The sequence below is a fragment of the Cellvibrio sp. ATLC23 genome (genome assembly GCF_057196725.1).
Window position 1 is genome coordinate 89,893 of sequence record NZ_JBXUOS010000010.1, and the last position, 26,123, is coordinate 116,015.

At 47.6% G+C, this 26,123-nt stretch carries 26 protein-coding genes; 15 read left to right on the top strand and 11 right to left on the bottom strand.

Annotated features, from left to right (window positions below; genetic code table 11):
• Nucleotides 1-104: 104 nt before the first annotated feature.
• The 5 genes from mnmE to rpmH form a co-directional block, all read right to left on the bottom strand.
• Nucleotides 105-1,484, bottom strand: coding sequence for a tRNA uridine-5-carboxymethylaminomethyl(34) synthesis GTPase MnmE (mnmE, locus tag AC2CG4_RS15530; RefSeq protein WP_484487136.1), 1,380 nt, complete (start codon nt 1,482-1,484; stop codon nt 105-107).
• Nucleotides 1,485-1,493: 9 nt separating this feature from the next.
• Nucleotides 1,494-3,158 (bottom strand): membrane protein insertase YidC, encoded by a 1,665-nt coding sequence (gene yidC, locus AC2CG4_RS15535; protein ID WP_484487137.1) that lies wholly within the window; start codon nt 3,156-3,158, stop codon nt 1,494-1,496.
• A gap of 1 nt (nt 3,159) precedes the next feature.
• Nucleotides 3,160-3,462 (bottom strand): membrane protein insertion efficiency factor YidD, encoded by a 303-nt coding sequence (gene yidD, locus AC2CG4_RS15540; protein WP_484487138.1) that lies wholly within the window; start codon nt 3,460-3,462, stop codon nt 3,160-3,162.
• Nucleotides 3,440-3,955 (bottom strand): ribonuclease P protein component, encoded by a 516-nt coding sequence (gene rnpA / locus AC2CG4_RS15545; protein WP_484487139.1) that lies wholly within the window; start codon nt 3,953-3,955, stop codon nt 3,440-3,442. Before rnpA ends, yidD begins: the two co-directional genes overlap by 23 nt.
• A 106-nt stretch (nt 3,956-4,061) precedes the next feature.
• Nucleotides 4,062-4,199 carry a 50S ribosomal protein L34 gene (gene rpmH, locus AC2CG4_RS15550; RefSeq protein ID WP_084617888.1) on the bottom strand — a complete coding sequence of 46 codons (138 nt, stop codon included), beginning with the start codon at nt 4,197-4,199 and terminating at the stop codon, nt 4,062-4,064.
• 479 nt (nt 4,200-4,678) lie between these two features.
• Between rpmH and dnaA the strand changes: the two genes are divergently transcribed.
• The 5 genes from dnaA to AC2CG4_RS15575 all read left to right on the top strand — a co-directional run bounded on the left by dnaA (nt 4,679) and on the right by AC2CG4_RS15575 (nt 11,442).
• Entirely contained in the window at nt 4,679-6,271 is a 1,593-nt protein-coding gene (dnaA, locus tag AC2CG4_RS15555; protein ID WP_484487140.1) for a chromosomal replication initiator protein DnaA, read from the top strand.
• 83 nt (nt 6,272-6,354) lie between these two features.
• A complete protein-coding gene (dnaN, locus tag AC2CG4_RS15560; protein WP_484487141.1) occupies nt 6,355-7,458 on the top strand; it encodes a DNA polymerase III subunit beta in 1,104 nt (367 codons plus the stop codon).
• A 32-nt stretch (nt 7,459-7,490) separates the two neighbouring features.
• A complete protein-coding gene (recF, locus tag AC2CG4_RS15565; protein WP_484487142.1) occupies nt 7,491-8,609 on the top strand; it encodes a DNA replication/repair protein RecF in 1,119 nt (372 codons plus the stop codon).
• 51 nt (nt 8,610-8,660) lie between these two features.
• Nucleotides 8,661-11,081: a DNA topoisomerase (ATP-hydrolyzing) subunit B gene (gene gyrB, locus AC2CG4_RS15570; RefSeq protein ID WP_062057934.1), complete on the top strand. Its 2,421-nt coding sequence runs from the start codon at nt 8,661-8,663 to the stop codon at nt 11,079-11,081.
• Nucleotides 11,082-11,277: 196 nt separating this feature from the next.
• A complete protein-coding gene (locus tag AC2CG4_RS15575) occupies nt 11,278-11,442 on the top strand; it encodes a hypothetical protein (protein WP_484487143.1) in 165 nt (54 codons plus the stop codon).
• Between the two features lie 18 nt (nt 11,443-11,460).
• On the opposite strand, the gene AC2CG4_RS15580 is transcribed toward AC2CG4_RS15575, so the two are convergent.
• The gene (locus AC2CG4_RS15580) at nt 11,461-13,008 is read right to left on the bottom strand and encodes a sigma-54 interaction domain-containing protein (RefSeq protein WP_484487144.1); all 1,548 of its coding nucleotides are present in this window, start codon (nt 13,006-13,008) and stop codon (nt 11,461-11,463) included.
• A gap of 267 nt (nt 13,009-13,275) precedes the next feature.
• Between AC2CG4_RS15580 and AC2CG4_RS15585 the strand changes: the two genes are divergently transcribed.
• The 6 genes from AC2CG4_RS15585 (at nt 13,276) to AC2CG4_RS15610 (ending at nt 18,858) form a co-directional block, all read left to right on the top strand.
• Nucleotides 13,276-14,721, top strand: a complete 1,446-nt coding sequence (locus AC2CG4_RS15585) for a CmpA/NrtA family ABC transporter substrate-binding protein (protein ID WP_484487145.1) — start codon at nt 13,276-13,278, stop codon at nt 14,719-14,721.
• A gap of 2 nt (nt 14,722-14,723) precedes the next feature.
• Nucleotides 14,724-15,551, top strand: a complete 828-nt coding sequence (gene ntrB, locus AC2CG4_RS15590; protein ID WP_484487146.1) for a nitrate ABC transporter permease — start codon at nt 14,724-14,726, stop codon at nt 15,549-15,551.
• 4 nt (nt 15,552-15,555) lie between these two features.
• Entirely contained in the window at nt 15,556-16,494 is a 939-nt protein-coding gene (locus AC2CG4_RS15595) for an ABC transporter ATP-binding protein (RefSeq protein ID WP_484487147.1), read from the top strand.
• A gap of 10 nt (nt 16,495-16,504) precedes the next feature.
• The gene (gene cynS, locus AC2CG4_RS15600) at nt 16,505-16,945 is read left to right on the top strand and encodes a cyanase (protein ID WP_484487148.1); all 441 of its coding nucleotides are present in this window, start codon (nt 16,505-16,507) and stop codon (nt 16,943-16,945) included.
• Between the two features lie 7 nt (nt 16,946-16,952).
• Complete coding sequence (locus tag AC2CG4_RS15605) at nt 16,953-17,399, top strand: nuclear transport factor 2 family protein (RefSeq protein WP_484487149.1); 447 nt, start codon at nt 16,953-16,955, stop codon at nt 17,397-17,399.
• A 124-nt stretch (nt 17,400-17,523) separates the two neighbouring features.
• Nucleotides 17,524-18,858: a CAP domain-containing protein gene (locus AC2CG4_RS15610; protein WP_484487150.1), complete on the top strand. Its 1,335-nt coding sequence runs from the start codon at nt 17,524-17,526 to the stop codon at nt 18,856-18,858.
• A gap of 32 nt (nt 18,859-18,890) precedes the next feature.
• Here AC2CG4_RS15610 and AC2CG4_RS15615 read toward each other — a convergent pair whose 3' ends face one another.
• From AC2CG4_RS15615 to AC2CG4_RS15630, 4 genes are all read right to left on the bottom strand, one after another.
• Complete coding sequence (locus AC2CG4_RS15615) at nt 18,891-19,634, bottom strand: SDR family NAD(P)-dependent oxidoreductase (protein ID WP_484487151.1); 744 nt, start codon at nt 19,632-19,634, stop codon at nt 18,891-18,893.
• A 109-nt stretch (nt 19,635-19,743) separates the two neighbouring features.
• Entirely contained in the window at nt 19,744-20,325 is a 582-nt protein-coding gene (locus AC2CG4_RS15620) for a TetR/AcrR family transcriptional regulator (RefSeq protein WP_484487152.1), read from the bottom strand.
• Between the two features lie 89 nt (nt 20,326-20,414).
• Nucleotides 20,415-21,164 (bottom strand): RES family NAD+ phosphorylase, encoded by a 750-nt coding sequence (locus tag AC2CG4_RS15625; protein ID WP_484487153.1) that lies wholly within the window; start codon nt 21,162-21,164, stop codon nt 20,415-20,417.
• Between the two features lie 19 nt (nt 21,165-21,183).
• Nucleotides 21,184-21,555: an MbcA/ParS/Xre antitoxin family protein gene (locus AC2CG4_RS15630; protein WP_484487154.1), complete on the bottom strand. Its 372-nt coding sequence runs from the start codon at nt 21,553-21,555 to the stop codon at nt 21,184-21,186.
• Nucleotides 21,556-21,794: 239 nt separating this feature from the next.
• Between AC2CG4_RS15630 and AC2CG4_RS15635 the strand changes: the two genes are divergently transcribed.
• The 4 genes from AC2CG4_RS15635 to AC2CG4_RS15650 are packed head-to-tail and all read left to right on the top strand — an operon-like array spanning nt 21,795 to nt 25,371.
• Nucleotides 21,795-23,000 carry a M48 family metallopeptidase gene (locus tag AC2CG4_RS15635; protein ID WP_484487155.1) on the top strand — a complete coding sequence of 402 codons (1,206 nt, stop codon included), beginning with the start codon at nt 21,795-21,797 and terminating at the stop codon, nt 22,998-23,000.
• Nucleotides 22,990-23,652 carry a TIGR00266 family protein gene (locus tag AC2CG4_RS15640; protein WP_484487156.1) on the top strand — a complete coding sequence of 221 codons (663 nt, stop codon included), beginning with the start codon at nt 22,990-22,992 and terminating at the stop codon, nt 23,650-23,652. The genes AC2CG4_RS15635 and AC2CG4_RS15640 overlap by 11 nt, the downstream gene beginning before the upstream one ends.
• Nucleotides 23,653-23,662: 10 nt before the next feature.
• Nucleotides 23,663-24,346 carry a TIGR00266 family protein gene (locus AC2CG4_RS15645; RefSeq protein ID WP_484487157.1) on the top strand — a complete coding sequence of 228 codons (684 nt, stop codon included), beginning with the start codon at nt 23,663-23,665 and terminating at the stop codon, nt 24,344-24,346.
• 11 nt (nt 24,347-24,357) lie between these two features.
• Nucleotides 24,358-25,371, top strand: coding sequence for a TIGR00266 family protein (locus AC2CG4_RS15650; RefSeq protein WP_484487158.1), 1,014 nt, complete (start codon nt 24,358-24,360; stop codon nt 25,369-25,371).
• A gap of 50 nt (nt 25,372-25,421) precedes the next feature.
• Here AC2CG4_RS15650 and AC2CG4_RS15655 read toward each other — a convergent pair whose 3' ends face one another.
• Entirely contained in the window at nt 25,422-25,886 is a 465-nt protein-coding gene (locus AC2CG4_RS15655; RefSeq protein ID WP_484487159.1) for an Lrp/AsnC family transcriptional regulator, read from the bottom strand.
• Nucleotides 25,887-26,123 lie beyond the last annotated feature (237 nt).

Consider the following 26,123-nt stretch of genomic DNA (forward strand, 5'->3'; position numbering starts at 1 on the left):
ATATTGTTTAATTTATAAACAGTATAGACACACAATGGTGCAAACTTTTTGCGAAAACTCACATAAATGGTATTTATGTGGAATGCGACGACGAGCTAAGCCAATTATTTGCCGATACAAAAACTACTAAAGATACGGCCTAACAGATCGTCTGGAGTAAATTCACCGGTGATCTCACTCAATGCATTTTGCGCGTGACGGAGGTCTTCGGCGAGCAATTCACCGGCGGCATAACCTTGCAGCTGGGCTTTACCTGAAGCGAGAAAGGTTTGGGCGCGCTCAAGTGCATCCAGATGGCGGCGGCGAGCGGTAAAACCGCTTTCTCCGCTCTCGCTAAAACCCATGATGGTTTTCAGATGTTGTTTTAAGTCGTCGATACCGGCACCGGTTGCGGCACTAATACCTATATATAGGTTTTCTGTATTTAAGCCGTCTGAGTTTGATTGAAATAAGCCTGCCGCTTCGTTACTTAAATCTATCTTGTTGCGTACCAGGGTGATTTTGCTGCCATCGTCCAGCTTATCAACAAATTCTGGCCATATTTTCCGGGGATCGGTGAGTTGGCTTTGGCGACTATCAACCAAGAGCAATACGCGGTCTGCTTGTTGGATTTCTTGCCAGGCGCGCTGGATGCCGATTTGCTCAACTTCATCCGGGCTCTCACGCAATCCGGCGGTATCGATAATGTGCAGTGGCATGCCATCGATATGTATATGTTCGCGCAATACATCGCGGGTAGTGCCTTCAATACTGGTGACGATGGCGGATTCGCGCCCACTTAAGGCATTGAGCAGACTGGATTTTCCCGCATTCGGGCGGCCAGCGATAACAACTCGCATACCGTCGCGCATCAACACGCCCTGACGCGCTTCTTTAAATACTTGCTGCAATTTGCCGGTGATGCCATCCAAGTCCCGCGCTACCTTGCCGTCGCTGAGAAAATCGATCTCCTCTTCAGGGAAGTCAATCGAGGCTTCAACATAAATACGCAAATGGATCAGTGCTTCCACCAGTTCATGGATGCGTTTGGAAAAGGCGCCTTGCAGTGAGTGCAGGGCATTGCGCGCCGCTTGTTCGCTGGTGGCATCGATTAAATCGGCAATGGCTTCGGCTTGGGTGAGGTCGAGTTTATCATTGAGAAATGCACGTTCGGAAAACTCACCCGGGCGGGCAAGGCGAATTCCCAACTGGGTAATTTCGCGCAGGAGCAAATCGAGAATAACCGGGCCGCCGTGACCTTGCAGTTCAAGAACATCTTCACCGGTAAAGGAATTGGGGCCGGGAAAGAACAGGGCGATACCCTGATCCAGCACATCGCCAGCGCGATTGTTGAAATCGCAATAATGGGCATGGCGTGGTTGGAGATTAATAGAAAGAAGACTTTCAGCCACGAGTCTGGCTTTGGCGCCAGAGACGCGGACTATGCCGACACCACCGCGGCCAGTGGCGGTGGCAATGGCGGCGATGGTGTCGGTAATGATCATAGGATTAGCTTATTTAGCGGTAGGTTCGGCGTCGATTTGTTTGGTAATAATGTACTGCTGCAAAATCGACAAGCTGTTGTTGGTAACCCAGTAAAGTACCAGGCCAGCGGGGAACCAGAGGAACATAAAGGTGAAGACCAAGGGCAGCATTTGCATAATGCGCGCCTGCATTGGGTCAGTCGGTTGCGGGTTTAACTTCTGCATAAAATACATGGTGATGCCGTAGATAACTGGCAAAACGAAGTAAGGGTCTTTTACCGACAGATCCATAATCCAGCCAAAGAAAGGTGAATGGCGCAGTTCCACCGATTCCATCAATACATAATAAAGTGCGAGGAATACCGGCATTTGGATCAGCAGCGGTAAACAACCACCAAACGGATTCACTTTTTCGGTTTTGTACATCTTCATCATTTCTTGTGAGAACTTTTGGCGGTCATCGCCCAAGCGCTCTTTCAACTCAGCCATTTTCGGCGCTAACTTGCGCATTTTTGCCATAGATTTATAGCTAGTTGCCGAGAGTTTGAAGAATAAGAGTTTTACGCACAGAGTCAGGCCGATAATCGCCAAGCCCCAGTTGCCCACCAAATTGTGGATAAATTTCAGCACCCAAAACAGTGGTTTAGCCACCCACCAGAGCCAGCCGTAGTCTACGGTCAAGTCCAGGTAGGGGGAGATCTGTTCCAAGCGCTCGGTATCTTTTGGGCCGGCGTAAAAACTGGCCGAAATAGTGCCTTGGGTACCGGCAGCGACTTCATTTACTTTGCCGGTAAAACCCATTAAATACAGGTCATTGTCGCCTAACTTGCGCAAGTGATAGGTGTTTTGACTGTCTGCATCGGGAATCCAGGCGCTGATAAAGTAGTGTTGCACCATGGCGATCCAGCCACCTTGCACACCAATTTTTTCTTCTTTTTCAGCCAGATCAGCAAAGGTGATTTTTTTGTATTTGTCATCCGGTGTAGTAATCGCTGCACCCAGGAACGGGTTCATTTCCAAAGCGCTGACTTTGACGAAGTTTTGGCTGTCGCGTTTGATTTGGCCATAGAGTTGGGCAGACCAATTATTAGCACTTTGGTTATCGATCAGGTATTCAACATTGATCAGGTAATCACCGCGGGTAAAGGTGAAACGTTTGGTGATTTTGACATCAGCCTGTTGCAAGCTCAGATCAACCACTAATTGATTTTCACCTTCGGCAAGGGTGTAAGTGGTTTTTTCGCTGCCAAATAAAGGGCGACCCTGGGCGGTATCTGTGCCATTGGTGCCGATTAAACCGCTTTGTGCCAGATAGGTGTGGTGGTCGCGGTTATCGAGCAGAACAAAAGGTTGATCTGGTGTATTCAACTTGAGGAAATGACGCGGCAGTGCCAACTGCACTATATCGCCACCCAAAGGATTGATGGTGAGATCAAAACTGTCAGTTTTTACCGAGATCAGTTGGTTTGAAGCGATAGTTGTTTTTTCTGCTTCCGACAAACTGCTGGCAGCGACGGGAATCTCGCTGTTACTTACAGTGGTTGCCGCGGGAATAGCACTGTTATTAGTAGGCGCTGTTTGGCTTGCTACCGGTGCTGCTGTGGGTAAGTTTTCTTGAAATTCATGCCAGCGAATAACTAACATCAACAAGGTAGCGAGAATTGCTGCAATTAATAGGTTTTTTTGCCAATCCATCTTAATGACTGCCATCAGTAGTGGGTGAATGAATAGAAGAACAACAACTTTTTTTCAATTCCGGTACCGGATCCAAGCCGCCTTCATGCCAGGGGTGGCATTTTAATAAGCGCCGCAGGGTTAGATAAGACCCTATAAAAAATCCGTGCCGCACAATTGCCTCTTCCGAATAATGTGAGCAGCTGGGATAAAAGCGGCATTGGTTGCCAATCCAGGGGCTCAACAAGTAGCGATAGCCGTGCAGCAATTTCACTGCCAGCAAGATCAAGCCGGAATGCGCCTTATTGATCAGTCGCTTTAGCATCTGTATCCGCCTTTGAATCCACCCCTTGAGTTTGCGCCTGCGATGTTAACCGATGATGGCGCACTTTTTTGAAAATTCGCTGCCATTGTTGATTTAATTGCTGGCTAAACTCGCTGCTGGACAAACTATCCATGCCTTTGCGCGATAAGACCACAATATCTAGCCCGGCTAATTCTTGCTGCTGCAGACGGAAACTTTCGCGAATCAAGCGTTTCATACGGTTGCGCTCGACGGCCAGTTTCATGTGTTTTTTGGCCATCACCAAACCCAAACGCGGTTGTGCTTGCTGGTTGAGGCGGGCGAGGATTAAAAAATACTGGTGCGAGGCGCGAAACGGCGCATTATCAAACACAGGTTTGAAATCAGCGGCACAAAGTAAACGCAGGGATTTGGTAAAACGGAAGGATGCGGTGTTAGAACCTGAACCAAAGCTGGAATCGCTCTGGGGTTGATTCGAACTAGCAGACTGTTGAAATTCTATTTTGGCTGGCATATGTGCGCTAAAAATAGTCTAGGAATGACCGTTATCGACTACTTTCGTCTCACGTTTGCCAATAACAAATTTCAACAAACTGCTAGTGAACCAAGAATCGAGATAATTAAACGCGAGTCAACTCGGCACGGCCTTTGGCGCGACGACGAGCCAATACCAAACGACCACCTTTAGTAGCCATACGAGCACGGAAACCGTGGTTGCGAACGCGTTTCAGATTGCTGGGTTGGAATGTTCTTTTCATGATAAACCTGTTAAAAATCCTGAGTTAATTCACACGGCGTGCGAAAAGAGGCGGGATTCTAAAGAATGCGGCCGCCTAAAGCAAATTTATTTGAGCAAATAATCTACAAAACCGGGGAAATTTGACTGCACACATCTTCTACCGGTTTTCCCCCAGTTAATTAAGATCTTATCAACAGTGTTATCCACAGATTTAGCGTTTTATTCCTTATGTTTATCGGTTTTTAAGGTGCTCAGTTAAGCTCCTCACCATAGCGTAACTAATTGAATCTTAATGGCTAAGTTTTAGTCCATTAAATTAAATTTGGTTTTTGTTGTGGATAACTCTGGGGGGCGAGAGTAGACTTGGCTCCCCCTGCATAAACCTGTGTTGGTTATTCTTGTTAGAATCGATTAACAGCGGCAGGTTTTGGTTTTTATTTCTGTTTATCAATACATCAATAAACAATAATCGCAATCTGCGTTTCGGGAGTTTTGGTTTTGCTGCAATCGATTTGGAAATTATGTGCCGCCAGTTTGCAGGATGAATTGCCTTCGCAGCAGTTCAATACCTGGATTCGGCCATTGCAAATCGATGAGTCAGCCTCACCCCAGGAATTGCGTTTGTTGGCGCCGAACCGGTTTATTTGCGATTGGGTGGCAGAAAAGTTTCTCAATCGCATCCGCGAGCTGGCCAGTCACTATCATCAAGATAACAGTCTGCAAGTGGCTGTGGGGGTTGCACCGCGCCCGGCAACTGGTTTTCAAGCGGAATCAGTCAACTCCCAATCAATAGTACCCAAACAATTTGCGCCAAAATATGAACCTGCTGCTGCAGAGGGAAGTTCAGCCCAGCCAGAACCGCATGTGCGCGAGGATAATCTGGCGTTTGGCAGTAAAAATACAGAGCCTGAACAGGCTAGTAATGGCTATACAAATTCTTCAAATAGTGCTAATAACCCAGCTAAAATCGTCGAATATGACGCTAAATCACGGGATATTATTGTAGAAAGCAGCAGTTTTGATAGCACTCGTGTAACGCCCGAGTTGGAAGTCGAGGGTGGCCTTAAACACAGTAATTATTTAAATGTGTCTTCGACCTTCGCTACTTTTGTGGAAGGTAAGTCGAACCAATTAGGTCTGGCCGCTGCGCGTCAGGTAGCGGAAAACCCGGGTGGCGCTTATAACCCCCTCTTTATCTACGGTGGGGTAGGTTTGGGTAAAACCCACTTGATGCAGGCAGTGGGCAATGCCATGGTGGCACGTAACCCCAACGCCAAAGTTGTTTATCTGCACTCCGAGCGGTTTGTGGCAGATATGGTAAAAGCGCTGCAGTTGAACGCAATCAATGATTTTAAACGCTATTACCGGTCGATGGATGCGTTGCTTATCGACGATATTCAATTTTTTGCCGGTAAAGAGCGCTCGCAAGAAGAGTTTTTTCACACCTTTAATTCACTGCTTGAAGGCGGCCGCCAAATTATCCTCACCTGTGACCGCTTTCCTAAAGAAATCAATGGCTTAGAAGAGCGGTTGAAATCCCGTTTTGGCTGGGGCTTAACGGTTGCAGTGGAGCCGCCAGAGCTGGAAACCCGGGTGGCGATTTTGATGAAAAAGGCGGAGCAGGTGAATATCGATTTACCACACGACGCCGCGTTTTTTATCGCCCAGCGTATTCGCGCCAACGTGCGCGACCTTGAAGGCGCTTTAAAGCGAGTAATCGCCAGCGCCAATTTTACCGGTCGGCCCATCGATGTCGAACTGGTGCGTGAAGCCTTAAAAGACTTGTTGGCGCTGCAGGATAAACAGGTCGGTATTGATAATATCCAGCGGGTAGTCTGTGAATATTACAAAATCAAAATGAACGACATGATTTCCAAGCGTCGCAGTCGTTCAGTGGCGCGCCCGCGGCAGGTGGCTATGGCCTTGGCCAAAGAATTGACCAACCACAGTCTGCCGGAAATTGGTGAAGCATTTGGCGGCCGCGACCACACTACGGTGCTGCACGCTTGCCGCAAAATTAAGGAATTACAGGAAGAGACCGCAGATATCCGCGAGGATATGAAAAACTTGCTGCGTTCGCTGACAACTTGATTTATAAACACTGTTGTTTTGTGCTTGATCCAGTAGAGATAAAAACGCAATAAGTCCCGGAAGATTACCTAAGAGACCATCACATGAAATTTGTCGTATCCCGCGAAGCCTTGCTCAAACCCTTACAACTGGTAGCTGGTGTGGTGGAGCGTCGTCAAACGCTGCCGGTGTTGTCCAATGTCTTGATTCAATTGAATGATGATCAACTCTCGCTCACCGGTACGGATCTTGAGGTAGAGATTGTCGGGCGCATCACACTGGAGCAAGCCGGGGTATCGGGCGAAATTACAGTTCCGGCACGTAAGCTGGTAGATATCTGTAGATCCCTGCCTGATGGCAGCAATATTGAGTTTTTTCTCGAAGAAAACCGGATCATGGTTAAATCTGGTCGCAGCCGGTTTACTCTTTCTACTTTACCTGCTGCCGATTTCCCCAATGTTGAAGATACTCCGGGCAATTTGCGTTTTAGCTGCGCGCAACAAGAAGTTAAACGCCTGATTGAGCGCACGGCGTTTGCTATGGCCCAGCAGGATGTTCGCTACTACTTGAATGGCATGTTGTGGGAAGTACGCCAGGATCAATTGCGTGTGGTGGCTACCGATGGTCACCGTATGGCGATGTGTACTCGCGCAGTTGCGGTAAATACCACAGACGTTATCCAGGCTATTTTGCCACGCAAAGGTGTATTGGAATTATCGCGTTTGCTGGATGATTCTACCGCGCAGGTAGAAGTAGTGCTGAGTTCTAATCATATTCGTGTCACCTCAATGGATTACACCTTCACCTCTAAATTGGTTGATGGCAAATTCCCCGAATACGAGCGTGTGTTGCCTCGCGGTGGTAATAAGGTGGTGATTGGTTCGCGTCTTGAATTGAAACAAGCCTTTGGCCGCACCGCGATCTTATCCAATGAAAAGTATCGCGGTGTACGTTTGTTGCTGTCCGATGGTAGCTTGACCATAGTGGCTAACAACCCAGAGCAAGAAGAAGCGGAAGAACAGGTCACAGTGGATTACACAGGTGAATCTCTGGAAGTAGGTTTCAACGTGAGCTATTTGCAGGATGTTACCAACGTTATCAGCAATGATAATGTGAAGATTACCCTGTCAGATGCTAACTCCAGTGCTTTGTTAGAAGAACCGGAAAACAGCGATTCCCTCTATGTAGTAATGCCGATGCGCCTGTAAGGGTGCATTGGTAGAACAGTCTTGTTGGTCGTATGACCTTAAAACGTCTATTTATTCAAAACCTGCGCAATCTGGAAGGGGTTGATATCACCCCTTCGCTGCAGGTGAATCTTATCTACGGTGAAAATGGCTCTGGTAAAACCAGTGTACTGGAAGCTATCAATCTACTTGCCCTTGGCCGTTCCTTTCGCAGTCATAAACACAAACCGCTTATCAATCACCAACAATCCTCGTTTACGGTGTTTGGCCGTGTACATACAGATGATAAATCGGATGTGCCGATTGGTATTAGTCGTCATATGGATGGTGAAGCGAGTTTTAAAGCGAATGGAGTCTTGGTGCCATCGGCGGCTGATCTTGCTGCCTATCTGCCAGTTCAGGTCATTAATTCCGATACCTTTCTATTGTTGGAAGGTAGCCCTAAGGTTCGGCGGCAGTTTATCGATTGGTTAGTGTTTCACGTGGAACCTAATTTCTTCCCGGCTTGGAAAGCCATCCAACGCTGCTTGAAACACCGCAATAGCCTGCTGCGGCGTGATAGAATAGGCCCCTTTGAATTAGCGCCCTGGGATAAAGAACTGGTAGATTTGACCAATAAAATCCACGAGTTTCGCACCCAGTGTATGGCGCATTTCAATGAAACCTTTGCTGTGTTGCTGAAAGAATTTATCAACATTGACGGTATAGCACTTGGTTATTATCGCGGCTGGGATAAAGACAAAGCCTATACCGATGTTCTTGCTGACAGCCTTGAGCGTGATAAACGCCAAGGATATACCCATGCCGGTAGTCACAGGGCAGATTTAAAAATAACAGTGAATGGCTTGGATGCCGCAGAAGTTCTTTCGCGCGGGCAACAAAAGCTACTCGTATGTGCACTCAAAATTGCTCAGGGCTATGTATTTACCCGAATTACTGGGCGAAAATCGATTTATTTAGTGGATGATTTACCCGCTGAATTAGATGAAAAGCATCGTGCACTATTGGTTCACTGGTTGGATACCATGAATACTCAGGTATTTATTACCGGGGTTGAGTCAGAAACTCTGTTATCCAGTTGGCGAGATAAGACCAAAATTACCCCTAAAATGTTCCACGTGGAACAGGGCAGGGTGACTGAGGTGGTTAATTCCTCTGTTATCGCCCAATAGATTATGCGCAACCAGCTTGGTTGCTACTGAACAAAAAAGCGGAGAAATGCTATGTCAGAAGAGAATGTTTACGACTCGTCCAGTATTAAAGTCCTTAAGGGCTTGGATGCGGTGCGTAAGCGCCCAGGGATGTACATTGGCGACACCGACGATGGCTCAGGTTTGCATCATATGGTGTTTGAAGTCGTGGATAACTCTATCGACGAAGCGCTGGCTGGCCACTGTGATGAAGTGCGTGTCGTCATTCATCCAGATGAAACTGTCTCTGTCTCTGACAATGGCCGTGGTATCCCTACTGAAATGCACGAAGAGGGTGTATCCGCCGCTGAAGTTATCATGACCGTTCTCCATGCCGGTGGTAAGTTCGATGACAATACCTATAAGGTATCTGGCGGCTTGCACGGTGTGGGTGTATCGGTTGTAAACGCCCTATCTGAATGGCTAAAACTGACTATTCGCCGTGGTGGTAAGATCCACGAGCAGATTTATCGTCACGGTGTACCCGATGCACCACTTGCGGTGGTGGGCGATTCAGCCACTACCGGTACTGAAATTCACTTTAAACCTTCTGCGGAAACCTTTACCAATATCGAATTCCACTTCGAATTATTGGCTAAACGCCTGCGTGAACTGTCATTCTTGAACTCTGGTGTGCGCATTGTTTTGAAAGACGAGCGCTCAGCAAAAGAAGAGGTTTACCAATACGAAGGCGGTTTACGCGCGTTTGTAGAGCATTTGAATAAGAACAAAACCACCATTAATAAGATGGTGCACTTTGTTTCGCTCAAGCGTGACGATGGAATCGGCGTGGAAGTCGCTTTGCAGTGGAACGATTCATTCCAGGAAAACCTGTTCTGCTACACCAATAATATCCCGCAGCGCGATGGTGGAACCCACTTGGCTGGCTTCCGTGCTGCGCTCACCCGGGGTTTGAATACCTATATCGAAAAAGAAGGTATCGCCAAAAACGCCAAAGTCGCCACTACGGGTGACGATGCCCGTGAAGGTCTGACGGCGATTATCTCGGTAAAAGTGCCCGATCCTAAATTCTCCAGCCAAACCAAAGATAAGTTGGTCTCTTCGGAAGTGAAAACTGCCGTAGAACAAGAGATGAACGAACACTTTGGCGCTTACCTGCTGGAGAACCCGCAGGAAGCCAAGTCGATTGTGGGCAAGATGATCGATGCCGCTCGCGCCCGTGAAGCCGCGCGTAAAGCCCGTGAAATGACTCGCCGTAAAGGTGCATTGGACATCGCTGGTTTGCCCGGCAAGTTGGCAGACTGTCAGGAAAAAGACCCGGCGCTGTCTGAACTCTACCTGGTGGAGGGTGATTCTGCGGGTGGTTCAGCCAAACAAGGCCGCGCACGGAAGACTCAGGCGATTCTGCCGCTCAAGGGTAAGATCCTCAACGTGGAAAAAGCCCGTTTCGATAAGATGCTGTCATCGGCGGAAGTCGGTACACTGATTACCGCCCTCGGCTGTGGTATTGGTAAAGAGGATTACAATCCGGAAAAACTGCGCTACCACAGCATCATTATCATGACCGACGCCGACGTCGACGGTTCGCACATTCGCACCCTGTTATTGACCTTCTTCTTCCGCCAAATGCGCGAGTTGATTGAGCGTGGTCATATTTATATCGCTCAGCCACCGCTCTATAAGATCGCCAAAGGTAAACAAGAACAGTATCTGAAAGACGAAGCGGCGATGACCGAGTTCCTCACCCAAGCTGCCTTGGAAGATGCCAGCCTGCACGTTAACCCTAGCGCCCCACCGATTGCCGGTGAAGCCTTGGAAAAACTGGTGTATGAATACCGCAAGGTGATGGCGACGATTGATCGTTTGTCGCGTTTGTATCCGGCCGATGTACTGGAAAAGATGATTTATTTGCCGGCGGTTCGCCCTGAGCACTTGGCCGATCAAGGCCATATGCAACAGTGGTGCGACCAGATGGCAGCACACTTCAGCATCGATGCCCGCGCCGGTAGCCAGCGCTACATCATCACCGTGCGTGAAGATACTGAGCGCCATCTGTTTATGCCGCAAGTAGAAATTACCGCCCATGGTATCGCTACACCTTATCCTTTCACTCGCGATTTCTTCGCCTCGGGTGAATATGCCTCGATCGTTTCCTTGGGTGAAAAGCTGGAAAGCCTGATCGAAGAGGGCGCCTATATTCAGCGCGGCGAGCGTAAACAACCGCTGTTCAAGTTCGCCGAAGGCTTGGAATGGCTGATGAAAGAGTCGCGTAAAGGCTACAACATCCAGCGCTATAAGGGTCTGGGTGAGATGAACCCGGAACAATTGTGGGATACCACCATGAATCCGGAAACTCGCCGTATGCTGCGGGTGACTATCCAGGATGCAATTGCCGCCGATCAAATCTTTACCTGTTTGATGGGCGATAACGTGGAACCACGCCGCGAATTTATCGAGACTAATGCACTTGCAGTAGCTAACCTTGATATTTAAAAACTATTAATTTATATATTTTGATAGATTTTTAAATCTATAAATAAAAGGCCGAATTCAAGTGAGTTCGGCCTTTTATATTGAGAAATGAAATAAAAAATGCCGTTAAATTTCTAAATATTCAAATTTGACTGGTCTATACTCAGGTCGTAGTGACTAGTTCGGATGAGATTAACTGCGTAGCGAGATGACTTTCATGATCACTGAAAAAAAAGCCCCCAAAGTATTATTAACTCAAATTGAAGATGCACTTGAAGAGCGTCAGCGCCAAGATCGGCGTCAATACCATGAAGGAATTCCTCAGGATGTGCCTCATGAACGGCGCAAAAATGATCGCCGCGAGCGCAAGGCGAGTAGGTGAAACTCGATAATAAAGGGGCTAACAAGCCCCTTTATTTTGACCTTTGTCTAAGCCCCATTTTTTTAAGCGCGAGGCTAGGGTCGTGGGTTTTATACCTAGCATAGCTGCAGCTCCTTCTGCGCCATAAATCTTTCCTCCTGCATTGCGGAGCGCTTCTAAGGTGGCTTGATACTGAAGGTGCTTAACCTTTTTCTCTGTAAGGCATTCGCCGTCGTGTGCTGGTTGTTTCGCGGTGAAAGCAGGTGTCAAGGGCATGTCGTCCAACACTAATTTATCCCCTGGGCTGAGAATAACTTGCCGTTCGATGCGGTTTTCCAGTTCGCGGATATTGCCCGGCCAAGGGTATTCCTGCAGGCGCTGAATTTGCGCTAGAGAAACTTTTAATTCCGGTTTATGAAAGCGTTGGCAAGTCGCCTTTAAAAAATGCGCTACCAGCAGTGGGATATCCTCCAAGCGTTCGCGCAACGGAGCTGAGCGAATAGGGAATACATTCAAACGAAAATACAGATCCTCGCGGAACAAGCCTTGATCAACCAGATTTTTTAAATTGCGATTGGTAGCGGCAATAACCCGCACGTCCACTTTGCGGGTGATAGATTCACCGACCCGTTCAAATTCTCCATCTTGCAAAACACGCAATAATTTTCCCTGCAATGCGATAGGTAATTCTCCGATTTCATCCAAAAATAAAGTGCCACCATCTGCAACTTCAAAGCGTCCAAGACGCGCGTTAACCGCGCCGGAAAATGCGCCGCGTACATGGCCAAAAAATTCGCTTTCAAACAATTCCGGTGGAATAGCCGCGCAGTTAACCCGAATTAACGGGCGTTGATTGCGTTCGCTGGCGCGATGAATAGCCCGCGCAATTAATTCCTTACCCGTGCCGGATTCGCCGTTAATTAATACGGTTGCGATTGTCGGTGCAACCAACTTAATCTGGTGATCGATCTGCTGCACTACAGCACTGTTACCGACAATATGATGGGAATTAAAGCCCTCACTGATTTCTTGTTGTAAATAGGCATTTTCCAATTCGAGTTTATGAGTCAATTGTTTAACTTGCTCTAAAGCTTCGCGCAATTCTTCCATCGTGGAATGCAATTTTGCTTCTGCACTTTTTCGTTCAGAAACATCACGAAAAATAACCACGGCACCCATAAGTTTTTCCTGATCGTAAACCGGTGTGCTGGTGTATTCGACCGGTACTGCGTGACCGTCGCAGCACCAGAAGACTTCATCGTCTACGCGTCGCACAGTGCCGTCGCGAAACGCGGCAAAAATCGGACAGTCCTGCACACAATAATCCGAACCATCGGTGTGGCTGTGGTGAATTGCCAGATGAATATTTTTGCCGAGTAATTCATTGGCCTTCCATCCTAAAATTCGCTCAGCGGCTGGGTTTACAAAGGTTGCACGACCTTCTGCATCTACCCCATAAATACCTTCACCGGCCGCATTTAATAAAAGTTGATTTTGCTGAGCAAATTCCTGAAAAGCCTGACTGATGGCAGAAATCTTAGTGTGTTGATGATCGGCACGGCACGGTGATGTAATTATTTGGTCCACGCAAATTTCCTCAATGAATTACCCATACCTGTTACAACGAAAAATCGTGCCAAGCTCAACGAAATTTCGTTGATCACGAAATTTCGTGCTGGGGTAACCTGATGAAGAAAATAAAAAAATGAATGAAATCAGCACATTGTAATTTTTTGCAGTCTTGGCACAAGGATCGCAATAGCGGTCTTGCACTACAAAAATTAACAACACATTTTTCAGACCATTACACAGCTGCGCTATTTGCTGGTGCTCTGTGCCTAAAAAGGGGGCGTTATGCGCAATAAAAGTTTGAGTGATGCCTACGATAGTGAAGTGTCTTTAACCCACACCAAAGGTTGCTCGTGTGAATCCTGTCAATTGGCAGCGAACCCGCAAGCCTATTCCCAAGCGCTGGAAAATCAGGCGGAAAGAAATTCCGACTTATCCGTTGATCAGTATGCAAAAACCTCGACCTTTTCTTCTGCCGATGAATTAATGGATCGCGCGATTGAAAATACTATTGTGCGCGCGCTCTTTAATCAGGATGACAACAGTCGTCGTCGATTTATTCGCGCGATTGGCGGCGGTACACTCGCCGCAGCTTTGTCATCCGTATTACCGCTGGGCGCTATTAAAGCCGCAGCAAAAGAACAGGGTGGTCCGCTAGAAAAGAAAAAGCTCAATGTCGGCTTTGTACCTATCACTTGCGCTACGCCAATCATCATGGCGCACCCCATGGGCTTTTACGCAAAACACGGGCTTGAAGTGGATGTCATTAAAACTGCTGGCTGGGCAGTTGCGCGCGATAAATCCCTCGCCGATGAATATGATGCATCGCATATGCTCACGCCCATGCCGCTGGCGATGAGTTTGGGTGTCGGCTCAACCGCCAAACCCTTCATCATGCCGGCGGTGGAAAATATTAATGGTCAAGCGATTGTGTTGCATGTGGATCACAAAGATAAACGCGACCCCAAGCAGTGGAAAGGATTTAAATTTGGTGTGCCGTTTGAATTTTCCATGCATAACTTTTTATTGCGCTACTACCTCGCTGAACACGGTATAGATCCTGATAAAGATGTGCAGATCCGCGTAGTACCGCCGCCGGAAATGGTGGCCAATTTGCGCGCGGGTAATCTCGATGGTTATCTCTCACCCGATCCTTTTAATCAGCGCGCAGTCTGGGAAAAAGTCGGTTTTATTCACATGCTCACTAAAGATATTTGGGACGGTCACCCCTGTTGCGCATTTGCCTGCAGCAAAGAATTTGCACTGACTAATCCGAATACCTACGGTGCTTTATTAAAATCCATTGTTGAAGCAACGCACTTTTCATCAGCGGCAGAAAATCGCAAAGATATTGCAGCAGCAATTGCGCCAGCCAACTATCTCAATCAACCCGTGCAAGTCATTGAACAAGTATTACTAGGCCGTTATGCCGATGGTTTGGGCGCAGTAAAAAATGATCCCGCGCGAATTGATTTTGATCCTTTTCCTTGGCATTCCATGGCGGTATGGATTCTCACGCAAATGAAACGCTGGGGTTACATCAAAGGGGATATGGATTATCAAGGCATTGCGCGTGAAGTGTATCTCGCTGCCGATTGTGAAAAAGTGATGAAAGAGTTGGGCTATGCGGTGCCGACCAGCACCAACAAAAACTATTTCATTATGGGTAAGGAGTTTGATGTAACCAAACCAGAAGAATATATCAACAGCTTTGCCATTCGGAGAAGTTAACCATGCGTTCTCTGGATATTCGCGCGTGGGTTTTATCGCTAAGTTTTTTAGTGATTGTTTTAGGTACCTGGGAATTTGCAGTACAGGTACCTGAAGCAACTGAAGCGCAATCTGAATATGAATTGCTCATGGGCGGTGCGGAACAGGAAGCGCGCATTCCACCACCCTCTGCAATTGCTGTGCGCGCATGGGAAGAGTTGAGCAACCCGTTTTATGATGCAGGCCCCAATGATAAGGGCATAGGTATTCAATTAGGTTATTCAATTTATCGTGTACTGAGTGGATTTTTTCTTGCGGTAATTATTGCGCTACCAGTGGGATTTTTAATTGGTATGTCGCCGCTCATGTATCGCGCACTAAATCCTTACATTCAGTTATTGCGCCCTATATCGCCACTGGCTTGGATGCCGCTTGCTTTATTTGTGATTAAAGATTCCGAAACCTCTGCGATATTTGTGATTTTTATTTGCTCGATTTGGCCGATGTTATTAAACACCGCATTTGGTGTGGCTAATGTGCGCGAAGATTGGATCAATGTCGCCCGCACCCATGAACTCTCACCTTTACGCACGGCGTTCACCGTTATTTTGCCTGCGGCAGCGCCAACTATTTTAACCGGCATGCGTATTTCTATCGGCATCGCCTGGTTGGTAATAGTCGCCGCAGAAATGTTGGTAGGAGGAACTGGAATTGGCTACTACGTGTGGAATGAGTGGAATAATCTGGATCTAACCAGTGTGATTTTTTCCATTTTAATGATTGGTGTGGTAGGCATGCTGTTAGATTTGATGCTCACTGCCGCTACTAAATTAGTGCAGTACGAGGAGTAGTGGAATGAGCCAATCGTTTTTACAAGTTCAACAACTGGCAAAACGCTTTGCATCAAAGCAAGAAACACTCACCGTATTTGAGCAGGCCAATTTCACCATAGAGAAAGGCGAGTTTGTCTGCATTATTGGCCATTCGGGCTGCGGTAAATCCACCATCATGAATACGCTTGCCGGTTTGGATGTGCCCACCGAAGGCGTAGTGATAATGGATGGCCGCGAAGTGAGCGGCCCGAGTTTGGAGCGCGGAGTAGTGTTTCAAAATTATTCCTTACTTCCTTGGTTGAGCGCGCTCGACAACGTGATGTTTGGTGTGCGCGCCCGCTGGCCACAGTGGAGTAAAGAAGAAGTTCGCGCACACAGTTTGCGCTATTTAACCATGGTGGGTTTGCAAGGTGTTGAGCAGCGCAAGCCCGCACAATTATCTGGCGGAATGCGCCAGCGAGTTTCCATCGCCCGCGCCTTTGCCACGCAACCAAAACTACTTTTGCTCGATGAGCCCTTTGGTGCATTGGATGCTTTAACTCGCGGTGTGATTCAAGATGAGCTAGTGAATATCTGCACTGAAACTCGTCAAACTGTTTTTATGATTACTCATGACATAGACGAAGCCATTTTATTGTCCGATCGGATTTTACTAATGAGCAATGGGCCGGGCGCGGTGATTGCAGAATCGGTGATTGTCGATCTGCCCAAACCACGCAAGCGCGCAGAGATAATTCATCACCCCGGTTATTACACCATCCGCAATCATTTGGTGGAATTCTTAGTCAAGCGCTCAAAAACCTTTTCTAAGAATACAGCGAGTGAAGAATTTCCAATTAGTGTGAACCCGCTCAGTGTCAACGAACCAAACACTAAAAAATTATCAGCGCCGGATCAAACCGCAATAGACCAAACACCCGTCGAGCAATCGACACCTATTAATCACCTTGTTAATGCCTGAGGAAACCACTATGAAAAAGCAAGACGTTGTAGAAACCATTGTGATTGCTAAACAAAAAATGAATCTGACCTGGGAAGGCGTGGCAGCCAGCATTGGTATGTCGCCGGTCTGGACCACTTCCGTGTGTTTAGGAATGAACAGCGCACCGGCAGAAAAAGCAGAGGCCCTGTGTAAAGTGTTTGATTTACCCGAATCGGCGAAATTAGCACTCATGGAATGCCCCACCAAAACTTGGGGTGATGCGGTTCCACAAGACCCTCTTATCTATCGTCTGTATGAAATGATCGGAGTCTATGGCCCAACCATTAAAGCAATTATTCACGAAAAATTTGGCGATGGCATCATGAGTGCGATTGATTTTTCAATGGAGATTGGCAAAGAAGAGAATCCCAAAGGCGACCGTGTGATTATTAATCTTAACGGAAAATTCTTGCCCTATAAGGCTTGGTAGTATTGCCATGAATTCATCTACAACAATTGATTTAACGGCGGTATTTCCCAAACCGCCGCTTCCACCATTTACCCAGGAGACTGCACTGAAAAAAGTGCAAGCTGCGGAAGATGCTTGGAACAGTCGCGAACCAGAGCGAGTTGCTATGGCCTATACGGTCGATAGCGAGTGGCGTAATCGCGACCAATTTTTTTCGGGTCGCGAGATGATCGTGAAATTTCTGCGGGCAAAATGGCAAAAGGAACTCGACTATCGGTTGAAAAAAACGCTCTGGGCATTTACCGACAATCGTATTGCGGTACGGTTTGAGTACGAGTGGCACGATGCTGAAGGGCAATGGTATCGCTCTTATGGCAATGAAAATTGGGAGTTTGCCGAAAACGGACTGATGCAGCGGCGTTATGCGAGCATCAATGATGTGAGAATAGCCCTAGGAGAGCGGCGCCTTTTATGACTAAGGGTTCTATGCGGTAGATAGCTCCGGTTTTATCCCCGCGAGTTGCGGGCGGATTCTCGGTTCGGTGAATCCAATCTTGTTAGTATTTTTCATAATATTGGCAAGTTGGATTCACTACACCATGAACTACTTAGTACCATTACGCAACGCATTGATGCTTACTTCTCTCACTGCATTGATTTCTTGTGGAGGTGGATCAGGGAGTGGCGCAGCAACTCCGCCAGCGTCCAACAATTCTTCTCCTGCCAGCAGCCTTACCATTTCCAGTAGTACACCTTCCAGTAACGCGACCAGCAGCCAATCTTCTGCCGTTTTCTCTTCAGCAGTATCATCGACATCATCTCTATTATCTTTGGCAGCACCACAAAATATTGCCGCGCAACCGGGAACTGCAGCAGTAACACTCAGTTGGAATAGCGTGGCGGGTGCATCGGGCTATCGTGTCTATTACGCATCTGAAGCAAATATTCTCATTAATAATATTGCCAGTTTTGCTGATGGCACCCGTGTGGATAACGCAACATCACCGCGTGTGATTAATAATTTACGCAATGGCCAGACTTATTATTTTGTGGTGACGGCAATCAATGGCAATCAGGAGAGCATTGCCAGCGCAGAAGTCAGTGCAACGCCCAATGTAATTGATCTGGCGAAACAGCCTAATGCGCAAGAAGTATTAGTTGTGGAATTGGTTAATCGCGCGCGCGCCAATCCTGATGCTGAAGCCGCGCGTTTGGGAATTGGTTTGAATGATGGTATCACCGGCACTGCAATCACCAACACACCCAAACCACCGCTTGCACATAATTTATTATTGATTGAATCTTCGCGATTACATTCGCAGTGGATGTTGGATGCTGATATTTTTTCACACACCGGTAGCAACAATTCTACACCGCATGAGCGAATGCAAGCCGTGGGTTACAGTTTTACCGGTAGCTGGACCAGCGGGGAGAATATTGCCTGGGGCGGCACAACTGGGAGCAGTATTAATTTAACCAGTTATGCCGTTTCACAACACGAGGGTTTATTTAAATCGCCCGGCCACAGAGTAAATATTCTCAATGCGAATTTTCGTGAGTTAGGTGTGGGGCAGTTGCAGGGTTATTTTATGCAGGAAGGACGCAATTATTTATCCTCCATGCTCACGCAAAATTTTGCCCGCTCCGGTTCAAGTTATTTTTTAACCGGGGTGATTTACGAAGATAAAAATAACAACGAATTTTACGATGTAGGCGAAGGCTTGAGTGGTATCAACATCACCACCAATAATAAAACCTATGCGGCGTTTAATAGCGGCGCCTACGCAATCCCGCTGGCCAATGGCACTTATCAATTGAGCATTACGGGCGCTGCGCTGGGTGCGCCGGTTTATTACTCGGTGCAAATCAGCAATCAAAATCGCAAATTGGATGTGATTAAAAAGGGAGCCAACCTCCGTGTTGTGACTCCCTAGTAATATCGTTTTTTGCGTTTTAACCAAAAGCGCTAGCCCAACCAGCCCGCGTATTCCTGTTCGAGTTGTTTCGGATTTGTCTTAAAGGTGTTGTACCAATTCGCCGACATGGCATCGGGGAATATGTCTTCCTCTTTTTGCTCCACACCGGTCAATATAATGTCGGCAACTTCAGCGGGCAGTGCCTTGGACAATTCAAAGCCTTCACTCATGCGTGTTGCCACCGGCCCAGGGTAGACACCTTGAACAAAAATTTCGCTCTTGGCCAGTTCTGCGCGCAACCCTTGAGTAAAAGAGTGAAGTGCGGCTTTGGATGCAGAGTAGGGCCCAAGCAGCGGCATATTGGCAATACCTGCGATGGAGCTGATATTGATAATCGCCGCCTGCGAAGACTGCTGCAATTGTGGCAAAAGCGCGCGGGTGAGATTGACCGGGCCAAAATAATTGGTAGCCATCTCCAACTGCGCTATGTCGCCACTCTCCTCCTGAATAAACCCGGAACTATTGGCGATACCAGCGTTATTGATCAGTATGTCCAACTCGCTAAGTGAACGACTCGCTTGGGCGATATCGGCAGCGGAAGTCACATCCAATTGGATAGCAACCAACTCACTGCTGGCAGCATCCAACTCCTGAATAGTTTGTTCAAGCGCCGCTAAATCTCTGCCGCCCAGATAAATACGTTTTACCTTGCGCGCGATCAATGCCTTCACTAATGCCAAGCCGATCCCGCGATTGGCGCCAGTGACCAAGGCTGTTTTTTGTTGCCATTGCATCTTCATTACTCCTTTCATTAAGAACATGGTTTGTTGATAAAAGTAGACCGGTCGTCTAGTTTGTGGTGCTAAAAAAGAGCCTTGCGGCTCCGGGTTTCACTTAAGGCCATCAGGGTTTTAACAGCTGGCCAAAATAAAGCTTTAATAGTTCTTCCAATGGATGAGTGTTCTGTTCCAGTTTGGAGCGGATCAAACAGCCTTCCCAAGCGGCAAACAGTTGGCGCGCCAACAGCTGGGCATCGGCAGTGGGCGCCAGTTCCCCCGCCTGTTTAGCCTCTTCCAAACAAGCCGCAATCTGCGCTTCTACACCTTGGTAGTGGCGATAGATAGCCATACGCATAGCATCGGATTGCAGTGCCAGTTCTTGCCCAAGGTTGCCCAATAGGCAATTACAGCGACCAAAATGCTCCCCGAAGTAGACCAAAACACCAGTGAAATACTGATGTAATCGGGTCAGCGGCGAACCTGAGTTAGTAGATAAAGACGCTGCCAACCCATCACGCAATATATGCCCATAGTGATCAATTACCGCCAACCCCAAGTCTTCCTTACTTTTGAAGTAGTGATAAAAGGAGCCTTTAGGCACCTTAACCTGAGCGAGTATTTCGGCAATGCCGGTACTATTAAACCCTTTAACGGCAAACAAGGTCACCGCAGCATCGATCAGTTTGTCTTTGGTATTGTCGGACATAAGTAGTGTTGTCTTGATAGTAGACCAGTCGTCTAGTAAATACAATAACTTCTATGATACGGGTTTTACGGGGTTTAGTCAGTTGTGTTTCACGCAGCCGGCATGGGCATACGGCCATCTACTAAAAAATTATCCAAGGGGAAGCGGATAATCTCTTTTTGTCCTAATTGCTTAAAGGCAACTTCAGTGGCACTTAATTCGCACAACCACTGGGTCATATCCGCTGGTTTCTTCTGCGTGAGTGCGGCAGGGACAAATAAACCTACACAGCGATTTTTTTCCGGGTCCCGCGCCGATTGATATTCAAACGCTTCGACGTTCGCCGCGCGCATGTCGCTGCCTAGTTGCTGAGTAGAAGAATAATCTTGTGGATGAGTGAGTTGATGAAGGAATTGATCAAAGGGAGCTGTATCCAATCGCACCCCATGGTCACTGGCATAGTTCACACAAAATAAAGTGTGCGCCGAGGTGATGGTGTTTTTGATTGGGCTGGCAGCCATCGAATACCAAAACACAAAACGATAATAAGCGGATTCAGCCAGCGTAGTTTTAGGATTGCAGCCTGCGTAAAAAATCCCCGGTTCATGGATGCGGCCAAAACGCGAACCCCATTTCAATGGCGGGTAACGAAACGGCGTTTTAAGCAGATAGTGATAGCTGTCGCTGTGGGCGGGATAGGGGGGTTTTACTGAATCGAGCAATTCTTCCAGCAACGCCTGCTCTTCGAGACTATCGACATATCCGAGCGTGGCGATTTGTTCCTGGCTTTCGACCAAGCGCCAGGCGGTGCCGGAAATGGGTTGCAGTTGCGCTGCTCCTTCGCAGGTTTCCCAAATCATTAAGCCTTGTCCTCAGTCATCAGATTTTGCCGCGCAATGCATCGACAAAGTTTAATACCTGCATCAAACCTTGAATGCTCTCGATCTGTTTGGCCGGAATACCACCCGTGACCTGATTGGGGTTGCGCATAAAGTGTTTGATCCATTCTTTATCGCCACCGGTCAGCGCAAAGAGTGCGCGGGCGATGCGAATCAATAACAGCGCTAGCTCGCCCTGTTTGGATTTAGGATCAAGCGCCGGGTTTTGTTTGAGGCGACTGACGGCAGTGCGATGAATCCCCAATACCCCAGCTAACTCGGATTGCTTTAACCCGAGTTGCTCGGCGGCGTTTAACACCGCTTTGGCGAGTACCGCGGCCGGATCTGGACTAAGGTGTGCAAGGGCTGACATGGTTCCCCCAATAGATCAAAAATGTTCACTATGCACTTATCATAGGTGATATGTGCAAATTGAACAAGTTTTAAGCGATGGTAAAGCGATGGTAAAGCGAGGGTAAAGCACAATGGCAGTGCGATTACTATTTGCGTAGTTGGCTGAAATCATTGAGCATAGCCGGTCAATTTGCTCGCCAATTTGGTCATAAATCCAATAAAGGGCCATAAGTCCAATAAAGGAAAGGAATTAGCACAGTGCAAGATTTCACTCACACCCAGTATGACTGTATGGGTTTTCACAGCCAACTGCCCAAGGGCAAGGCTTCCGGCAGCATGCGTATCACTTCAGCGGGAATTGATTTTACGATTGGAGATCAGCAATTACATTTGCCACTTCATGGTTTACAAGTCAGCCTCGGCGGTGCCAGCAATCGCTTGGTGTATTTTGAGCATCCACTGTTAAGCGGTTGGAGTTTTTACACCAGCGATCGCAGTGTATTAAAAGATCCTCATTTACATAGTGTCACCGGTGTTTCCAAACTCTTAAACAGTGCGCGCCACAAACGCATGCTGGGCTGGGGCATTTTGGCATCCGTTGCGACGCTGATTGTGGCAGTGCCGCTGGTTATTATTTTGCGCATGGATTTTTTCACCGGTTTGATCGCCACCAATATTCCAGTGGAATGGGAGCAAAAACTGGGCGACTCGGCGCTAGCGCAATACCAATTGGGCAAACAAATGCTCGATGACAAAAAAGCGGAGCAATTGCTGAAGCCACTGGTTGAACCGCTTACCGCCGCTTTACCGCAGAGCCGCTACCAGTACCATTTTAAAATTGTTAATGATGGCAGCCTCAATGCATTTGCGCTGCCCGGCGGGCAGGTAGTGATTCACTCGGAATTAATTTTGCGCGCCGATTCCGCCGAAGAACTGCTCGGTGTGTTAGCCCATGAAATCCAGCACGTAGAGCAGCAACATGGTTTGCGCAATATGATTGGTGCGAGTGGTATTTATTTAATTGCCAGCGCGGTATTTGGCGATACCTCGGGTTTATTGGCACTGCTTAGCAGCGCTGCGCCACTCTTATTAAATCAAAGCTATTCGCGCGGGTTTGAAACCGAAGCGGATGTAAAAGGTTTTGCGCTCTTGCAAGCAGCGGAAATTGATCCCAAAGGCTTGGCGAGTTTTTTTGAAAAAATGATTGCGGAAGAAAAAAAGCAAATGGATAAAATACTCGATGAGGAAAATCAGCAACTGGCCAAACAAGCGCTGAAATTTTTATCCACCCATCCCGCTAATGAAGATCGCATCAAACGGCTTGAACAACTTGCGCAAGACAATCTTAAAGACAATGCGCAAACCATTCACTACCGAAATCTAGAACCTGCATTTGTGGAACTACAAAGTGCGGTAAAACTATTTGTTACCAATACACAGGGAGAAACATCGAATGAAAACTGAACTTAAAGGCTCACAGGCCTTTAGCTATATTGAGGTAGAGCTGCAGCCGGGTGAAACCATTATCAGCGAATCGGATGCCATGTCGAGCATGGATGCCGAGTTGGATTTAACAGCGAAATTAAATGGCGGATTTTTTAAAGGCCTGCTGCGCAAATATCTCGGCGGTGAATCCCTTTTTATCAACCATTTCACCAACAATACCAGCCAGCCGCGTCGTATGACATTGGTGCAGGGAACACCGGGTGAAATTCGTCATCGCAAAATGGATAACGACGAAATCTATCTGCAACCTGGCGCTTTTGTCGCTTGCAGTGAAGAGGTAAAGCTGAGTTTGGAATGGGCTGGTTTGGTATCTTTTATCGCCCGCGAAGGTTTGTTTCGCTTAAAAATAAGCGGCAGCGGCGATTTATTTTACGGCGCTTATGGCGCCTTATTAGAGCGTGAAATCGACGGCGAATATATTGTCGATACCAGCCATCTGGTGGCCTATGACCCAAGCATCAAATTAAAACTGCAATTGGCGGGTGGAATTTTTTCCAGCTTTTTCGGCGGCGAAGGTTTGGTTACGCGGGTGGAAGGCAAAGGCAAAATTGTTATTCAATCGCGCAGCATCACCGGCCTGACTGGCTGGTTGAATCCCAAATTCTGGTAAGGAGTCCGCTATGAAAGTTGAATTGGTAAATCAGCCGGGCAATACCGCGGCCAAAATTACGCTGGCAGCGGGTGAGACTTGCACCGCCGAAGCGGGCGCCATGATCGCCATGAGCGGCCATATGAATATCACCACCACTACCCACAAAAAAAATGCCGGCGGTATTTTAAAAGCGGCCAAACGTATGCTCTCGGGTGAATCTTTTTTTCTCAACCATTTTGATCCGCAAGGCAAAGCCGGTGAAATTTGGTTGGGCAGCGATCTTGCGGGCGATATGCTCAGCCTGGAATTGGATAATGAAAACCTGATTGTGCAAAGCGGTTCCTTTCTCGCCTGTGACGACAATATCGACATGGATATGGGCTGGCAGGGTTTTAAATCGCTGCTGTCCGGTGAAAGTGTTTTTTGGTTAAACCTGAAAGGCCGTGGCACAGTGGTGCTCTCCAGTTTCGGCGCTATTTATCCCATTGAAGTGGACGGTGAATACATAGTGGATTCCGGCCATATAGTTGCGTTTAACGAAACCCTGGATTTTTCCATCACCAAGGCGGGTAAAAGTTGGTTGCAATCTATGTTGGGTGGCGAAGGTCTGGTGTGTAAATTTAAGGGCAAGGGCACTGTTTGGTGTCAATCGCACAACGCCAAAAGTTTTGGCGGTTCATTAACCCCGAGTTTGCGTGTGCGCAAAGCCTAAGGAGAGCCATTATGGAAAATAAATATAAAGTACAACTGAACGGCCAGTTAGCAGCCGGTGCAGACTTATCGAGCGCGACAGAAAAATTTGCCCAATTGTTTAAAATCACCGCTGACAAAGCGCAACAGATGTTAGCGACATTTCCGGTCACGGTAAAAAACAATGTGGATGAAATCACTGCACAAAAATTTAAAGCGGCGATTGAAAAGGCTGGATTTTTGTGTGACATCATTGCATTGGTAGAAACCACCGCTGTTATTGACCAGCCGGTAATAACCGCAGCGCAAGCAAAACCTGCAGCAGTTGCTTCACCAGAAAAATCCGTAGCACAACCAGAACAAACGCCGGAAACCTTTAAGGGTTGGCAATACAAAATAGAAGGCCGCCCCGACTATGGTTTTTTAACGGTGCAAATTCCAGCCAATGAAACCTTAAAAGTAGAAGCCTCGGCCATGGCGACTATGGACACCCATTTGGAAATGAAAACCAAATTAAAAGGTGGCCTGGGTCGTTTCCTAACCGGTGAGAGTTTATTTCTCAACGAATTCAAAGCAGCAAAAGGTGCGGGTGAAATTGGCATAGCGCCCGGCACCCCCGGCGATTTGATTCACCAATATATTGACGGCCAAACATTGTTTTTACAAAACTCTGCGTTTGTTGCCGCAACTATGGGTGTGGAGTTGGAAACCAAATGGCAGGGCATGTTGAAAGGATTTTTTTCCGGCGAGAGTTTCTTTTTAATTCGCGCCAGCGGCAAAGGTGATTTGTGGTTTAACTCTTACGGCGCGATTATTGAAATCAATGTGGAAGATGATTACGTCGTCGATACCGGCAACATAGTCGCCTTCACCGAGGGCATGGAATACGAGATCACCAAAGTCGGCGGCTATAAATCCCTGTTCTTCTCCGGCGAAGGTTTTGTCTGTCGCTTCCGCGGCAAAGGCAAAGTCTGGATCCAAACCCGCAACGCTCAAGCCTTTGTCTCCTGGGCGAATTATTTCCGTCCGGTAGCATCAAAAGGTTAATTTGTTTCGCCTAAAAATAATCCCCTGAATCTTTACTTCAGGGGATTATTTTATCCCACCGGTAGCGCCGTTTTATCCACCGGCGATTTCAATACAAACGACGAATGCACACCGCTTACCCCTTCTATACGAGTGAGTTTTTGCAGCAAAAATTGTTGGTAGGCATCCATGTCTTTTACTATCACTTTTAACAAGTAATCGGCCGACTGGCCGGTAATTAAGTGGCACTCCAATACTTCAGGGTAGGCCCCCACGGTTTTTTCAAATAGATCAAAGCGATCGGGTGTGTGTTTATCCATGCTGATTTGGATAAACGACAAGAGGGTCAGCCCGAGTTTACGGGCGTTGAGCAGGGCGACGTAGCCGTCGATTAAACCCGCTTCCTCCAGCGCGCGCACCCGCCGCAAGCAGGGCGAGGGCGAGAGGCTGATGCTGTCGGCCAGATCCTGATTGGAGATGCGGCCATTGTGCTGCAAGGCCTCCAGAATCAAACGGTCATATTTATCCAGTTCCATAAAATCTCAACTAGTTGGCTTTAAATATCAATATTTAACAAAATACAGCAATAATATTGTTCTATTGGTGATATTAACACAAGCTTCGCAATCATCTGCCAGTCTTATCTGCCTATACTAAGCCCATGTTGATAGAAGCCGTGCGCTACCCGCGCCGGTTAGGGGTTCCCGCCCGTGTGATCGCACTTCAGGGAATCGGCAGCCGATACCCACTGCTGTCTGACCAAATCGGGCGTT

What these genes read in the sequence shown, in the direction of transcription:
- AC2CG4_RS15620 (WP_484487152.1), bottom strand. Translation starts at nt 20,325, where the DNA reads ATGTCCGACAATACCAAAGACAAACTGATCGATGCTGCGGTGACCTTG.
- rnpA (WP_484487139.1), bottom strand. Translation starts at nt 3,955, where the DNA reads ATGCCAGCCAAAATAGAATTTCAACAGTCTGCTAGTTCGAATCAACCC.
- rpmH (WP_084617888.1), bottom strand. Translation starts at nt 4,199, where the DNA reads ATGAAAAGAACATTCCAACCCAGCAATCTGAAACGCGTTCGCAACCAC.
- mnmE (WP_484487136.1), bottom strand. Translation starts at nt 1,484, where the DNA reads ATGATCATTACCGACACCATCGCCGCCATTGCCACCGCCACTGGCCGC.
- AC2CG4_RS15615 (WP_484487151.1), bottom strand. Translation starts at nt 19,634, where the DNA reads ATGCAATGGCAACAAAAAACAGCCTTGGTCACTGGCGCCAATCGCGGG.
- AC2CG4_RS15625 (WP_484487153.1), bottom strand. Translation starts at nt 21,164, where the DNA reads ATGATTTGGGAAACCTGCGAAGGAGCAGCGCAACTGCAACCCATTTCC.
- ntrB (WP_484487146.1), top strand. Translation starts at nt 14,724, where the DNA reads ATGCGTTCTCTGGATATTCGCGCGTGGGTTTTATCGCTAAGTTTTTTA.
- AC2CG4_RS15575 (WP_484487143.1), top strand. Translation starts at nt 11,278, where the DNA reads ATGATCACTGAAAAAAAAGCCCCCAAAGTATTATTAACTCAAATTGAA.
- AC2CG4_RS15645 (WP_484487157.1), top strand. Translation starts at nt 23,663, where the DNA reads ATGAAAGTTGAATTGGTAAATCAGCCGGGCAATACCGCGGCCAAAATT.
- yidC (WP_484487137.1), bottom strand. Translation starts at nt 3,158, where the DNA reads ATGGATTGGCAAAAAAACCTATTAATTGCAGCAATTCTCGCTACCTTG.
- AC2CG4_RS15595 (WP_484487147.1), top strand. Translation starts at nt 15,556, where the DNA reads ATGAGCCAATCGTTTTTACAAGTTCAACAACTGGCAAAACGCTTTGCA.
- AC2CG4_RS15630 (WP_484487154.1), bottom strand. Translation starts at nt 21,555, where the DNA reads ATGTCAGCCCTTGCACACCTTAGTCCAGATCCGGCCGCGGTACTCGCC.
- AC2CG4_RS15605 (WP_484487149.1), top strand. Translation starts at nt 16,953, where the DNA reads ATGAATTCATCTACAACAATTGATTTAACGGCGGTATTTCCCAAACCG.
- cynS (WP_484487148.1), top strand. Translation starts at nt 16,505, where the DNA reads ATGAAAAAGCAAGACGTTGTAGAAACCATTGTGATTGCTAAACAAAAA.
- recF (WP_484487142.1), top strand. Translation starts at nt 7,491, where the DNA reads ATGACCTTAAAACGTCTATTTATTCAAAACCTGCGCAATCTGGAAGGG.
- AC2CG4_RS15585 (WP_484487145.1), top strand. Translation starts at nt 13,276, where the DNA reads ATGCGCAATAAAAGTTTGAGTGATGCCTACGATAGTGAAGTGTCTTTA.
- AC2CG4_RS15610 (WP_484487150.1), top strand. Translation starts at nt 17,524, where the DNA reads ATGAACTACTTAGTACCATTACGCAACGCATTGATGCTTACTTCTCTC.
- AC2CG4_RS15640 (WP_484487156.1), top strand. Translation starts at nt 22,990, where the DNA reads ATGAAAACTGAACTTAAAGGCTCACAGGCCTTTAGCTATATTGAGGTA.
- yidD (WP_484487138.1), bottom strand. Translation starts at nt 3,462, where the DNA reads ATGCTAAAGCGACTGATCAATAAGGCGCATTCCGGCTTGATCTTGCTG.
- AC2CG4_RS15650 (WP_484487158.1), top strand. Translation starts at nt 24,358, where the DNA reads ATGGAAAATAAATATAAAGTACAACTGAACGGCCAGTTAGCAGCCGGT.
- AC2CG4_RS15655 (WP_484487159.1), bottom strand. Translation starts at nt 25,886, where the DNA reads ATGGAACTGGATAAATATGACCGTTTGATTCTGGAGGCCTTGCAGCAC.
- dnaN (WP_484487141.1), top strand. Translation starts at nt 6,355, where the DNA reads ATGAAATTTGTCGTATCCCGCGAAGCCTTGCTCAAACCCTTACAACTG.
- gyrB (WP_062057934.1), top strand. Translation starts at nt 8,661, where the DNA reads ATGTCAGAAGAGAATGTTTACGACTCGTCCAGTATTAAAGTCCTTAAG.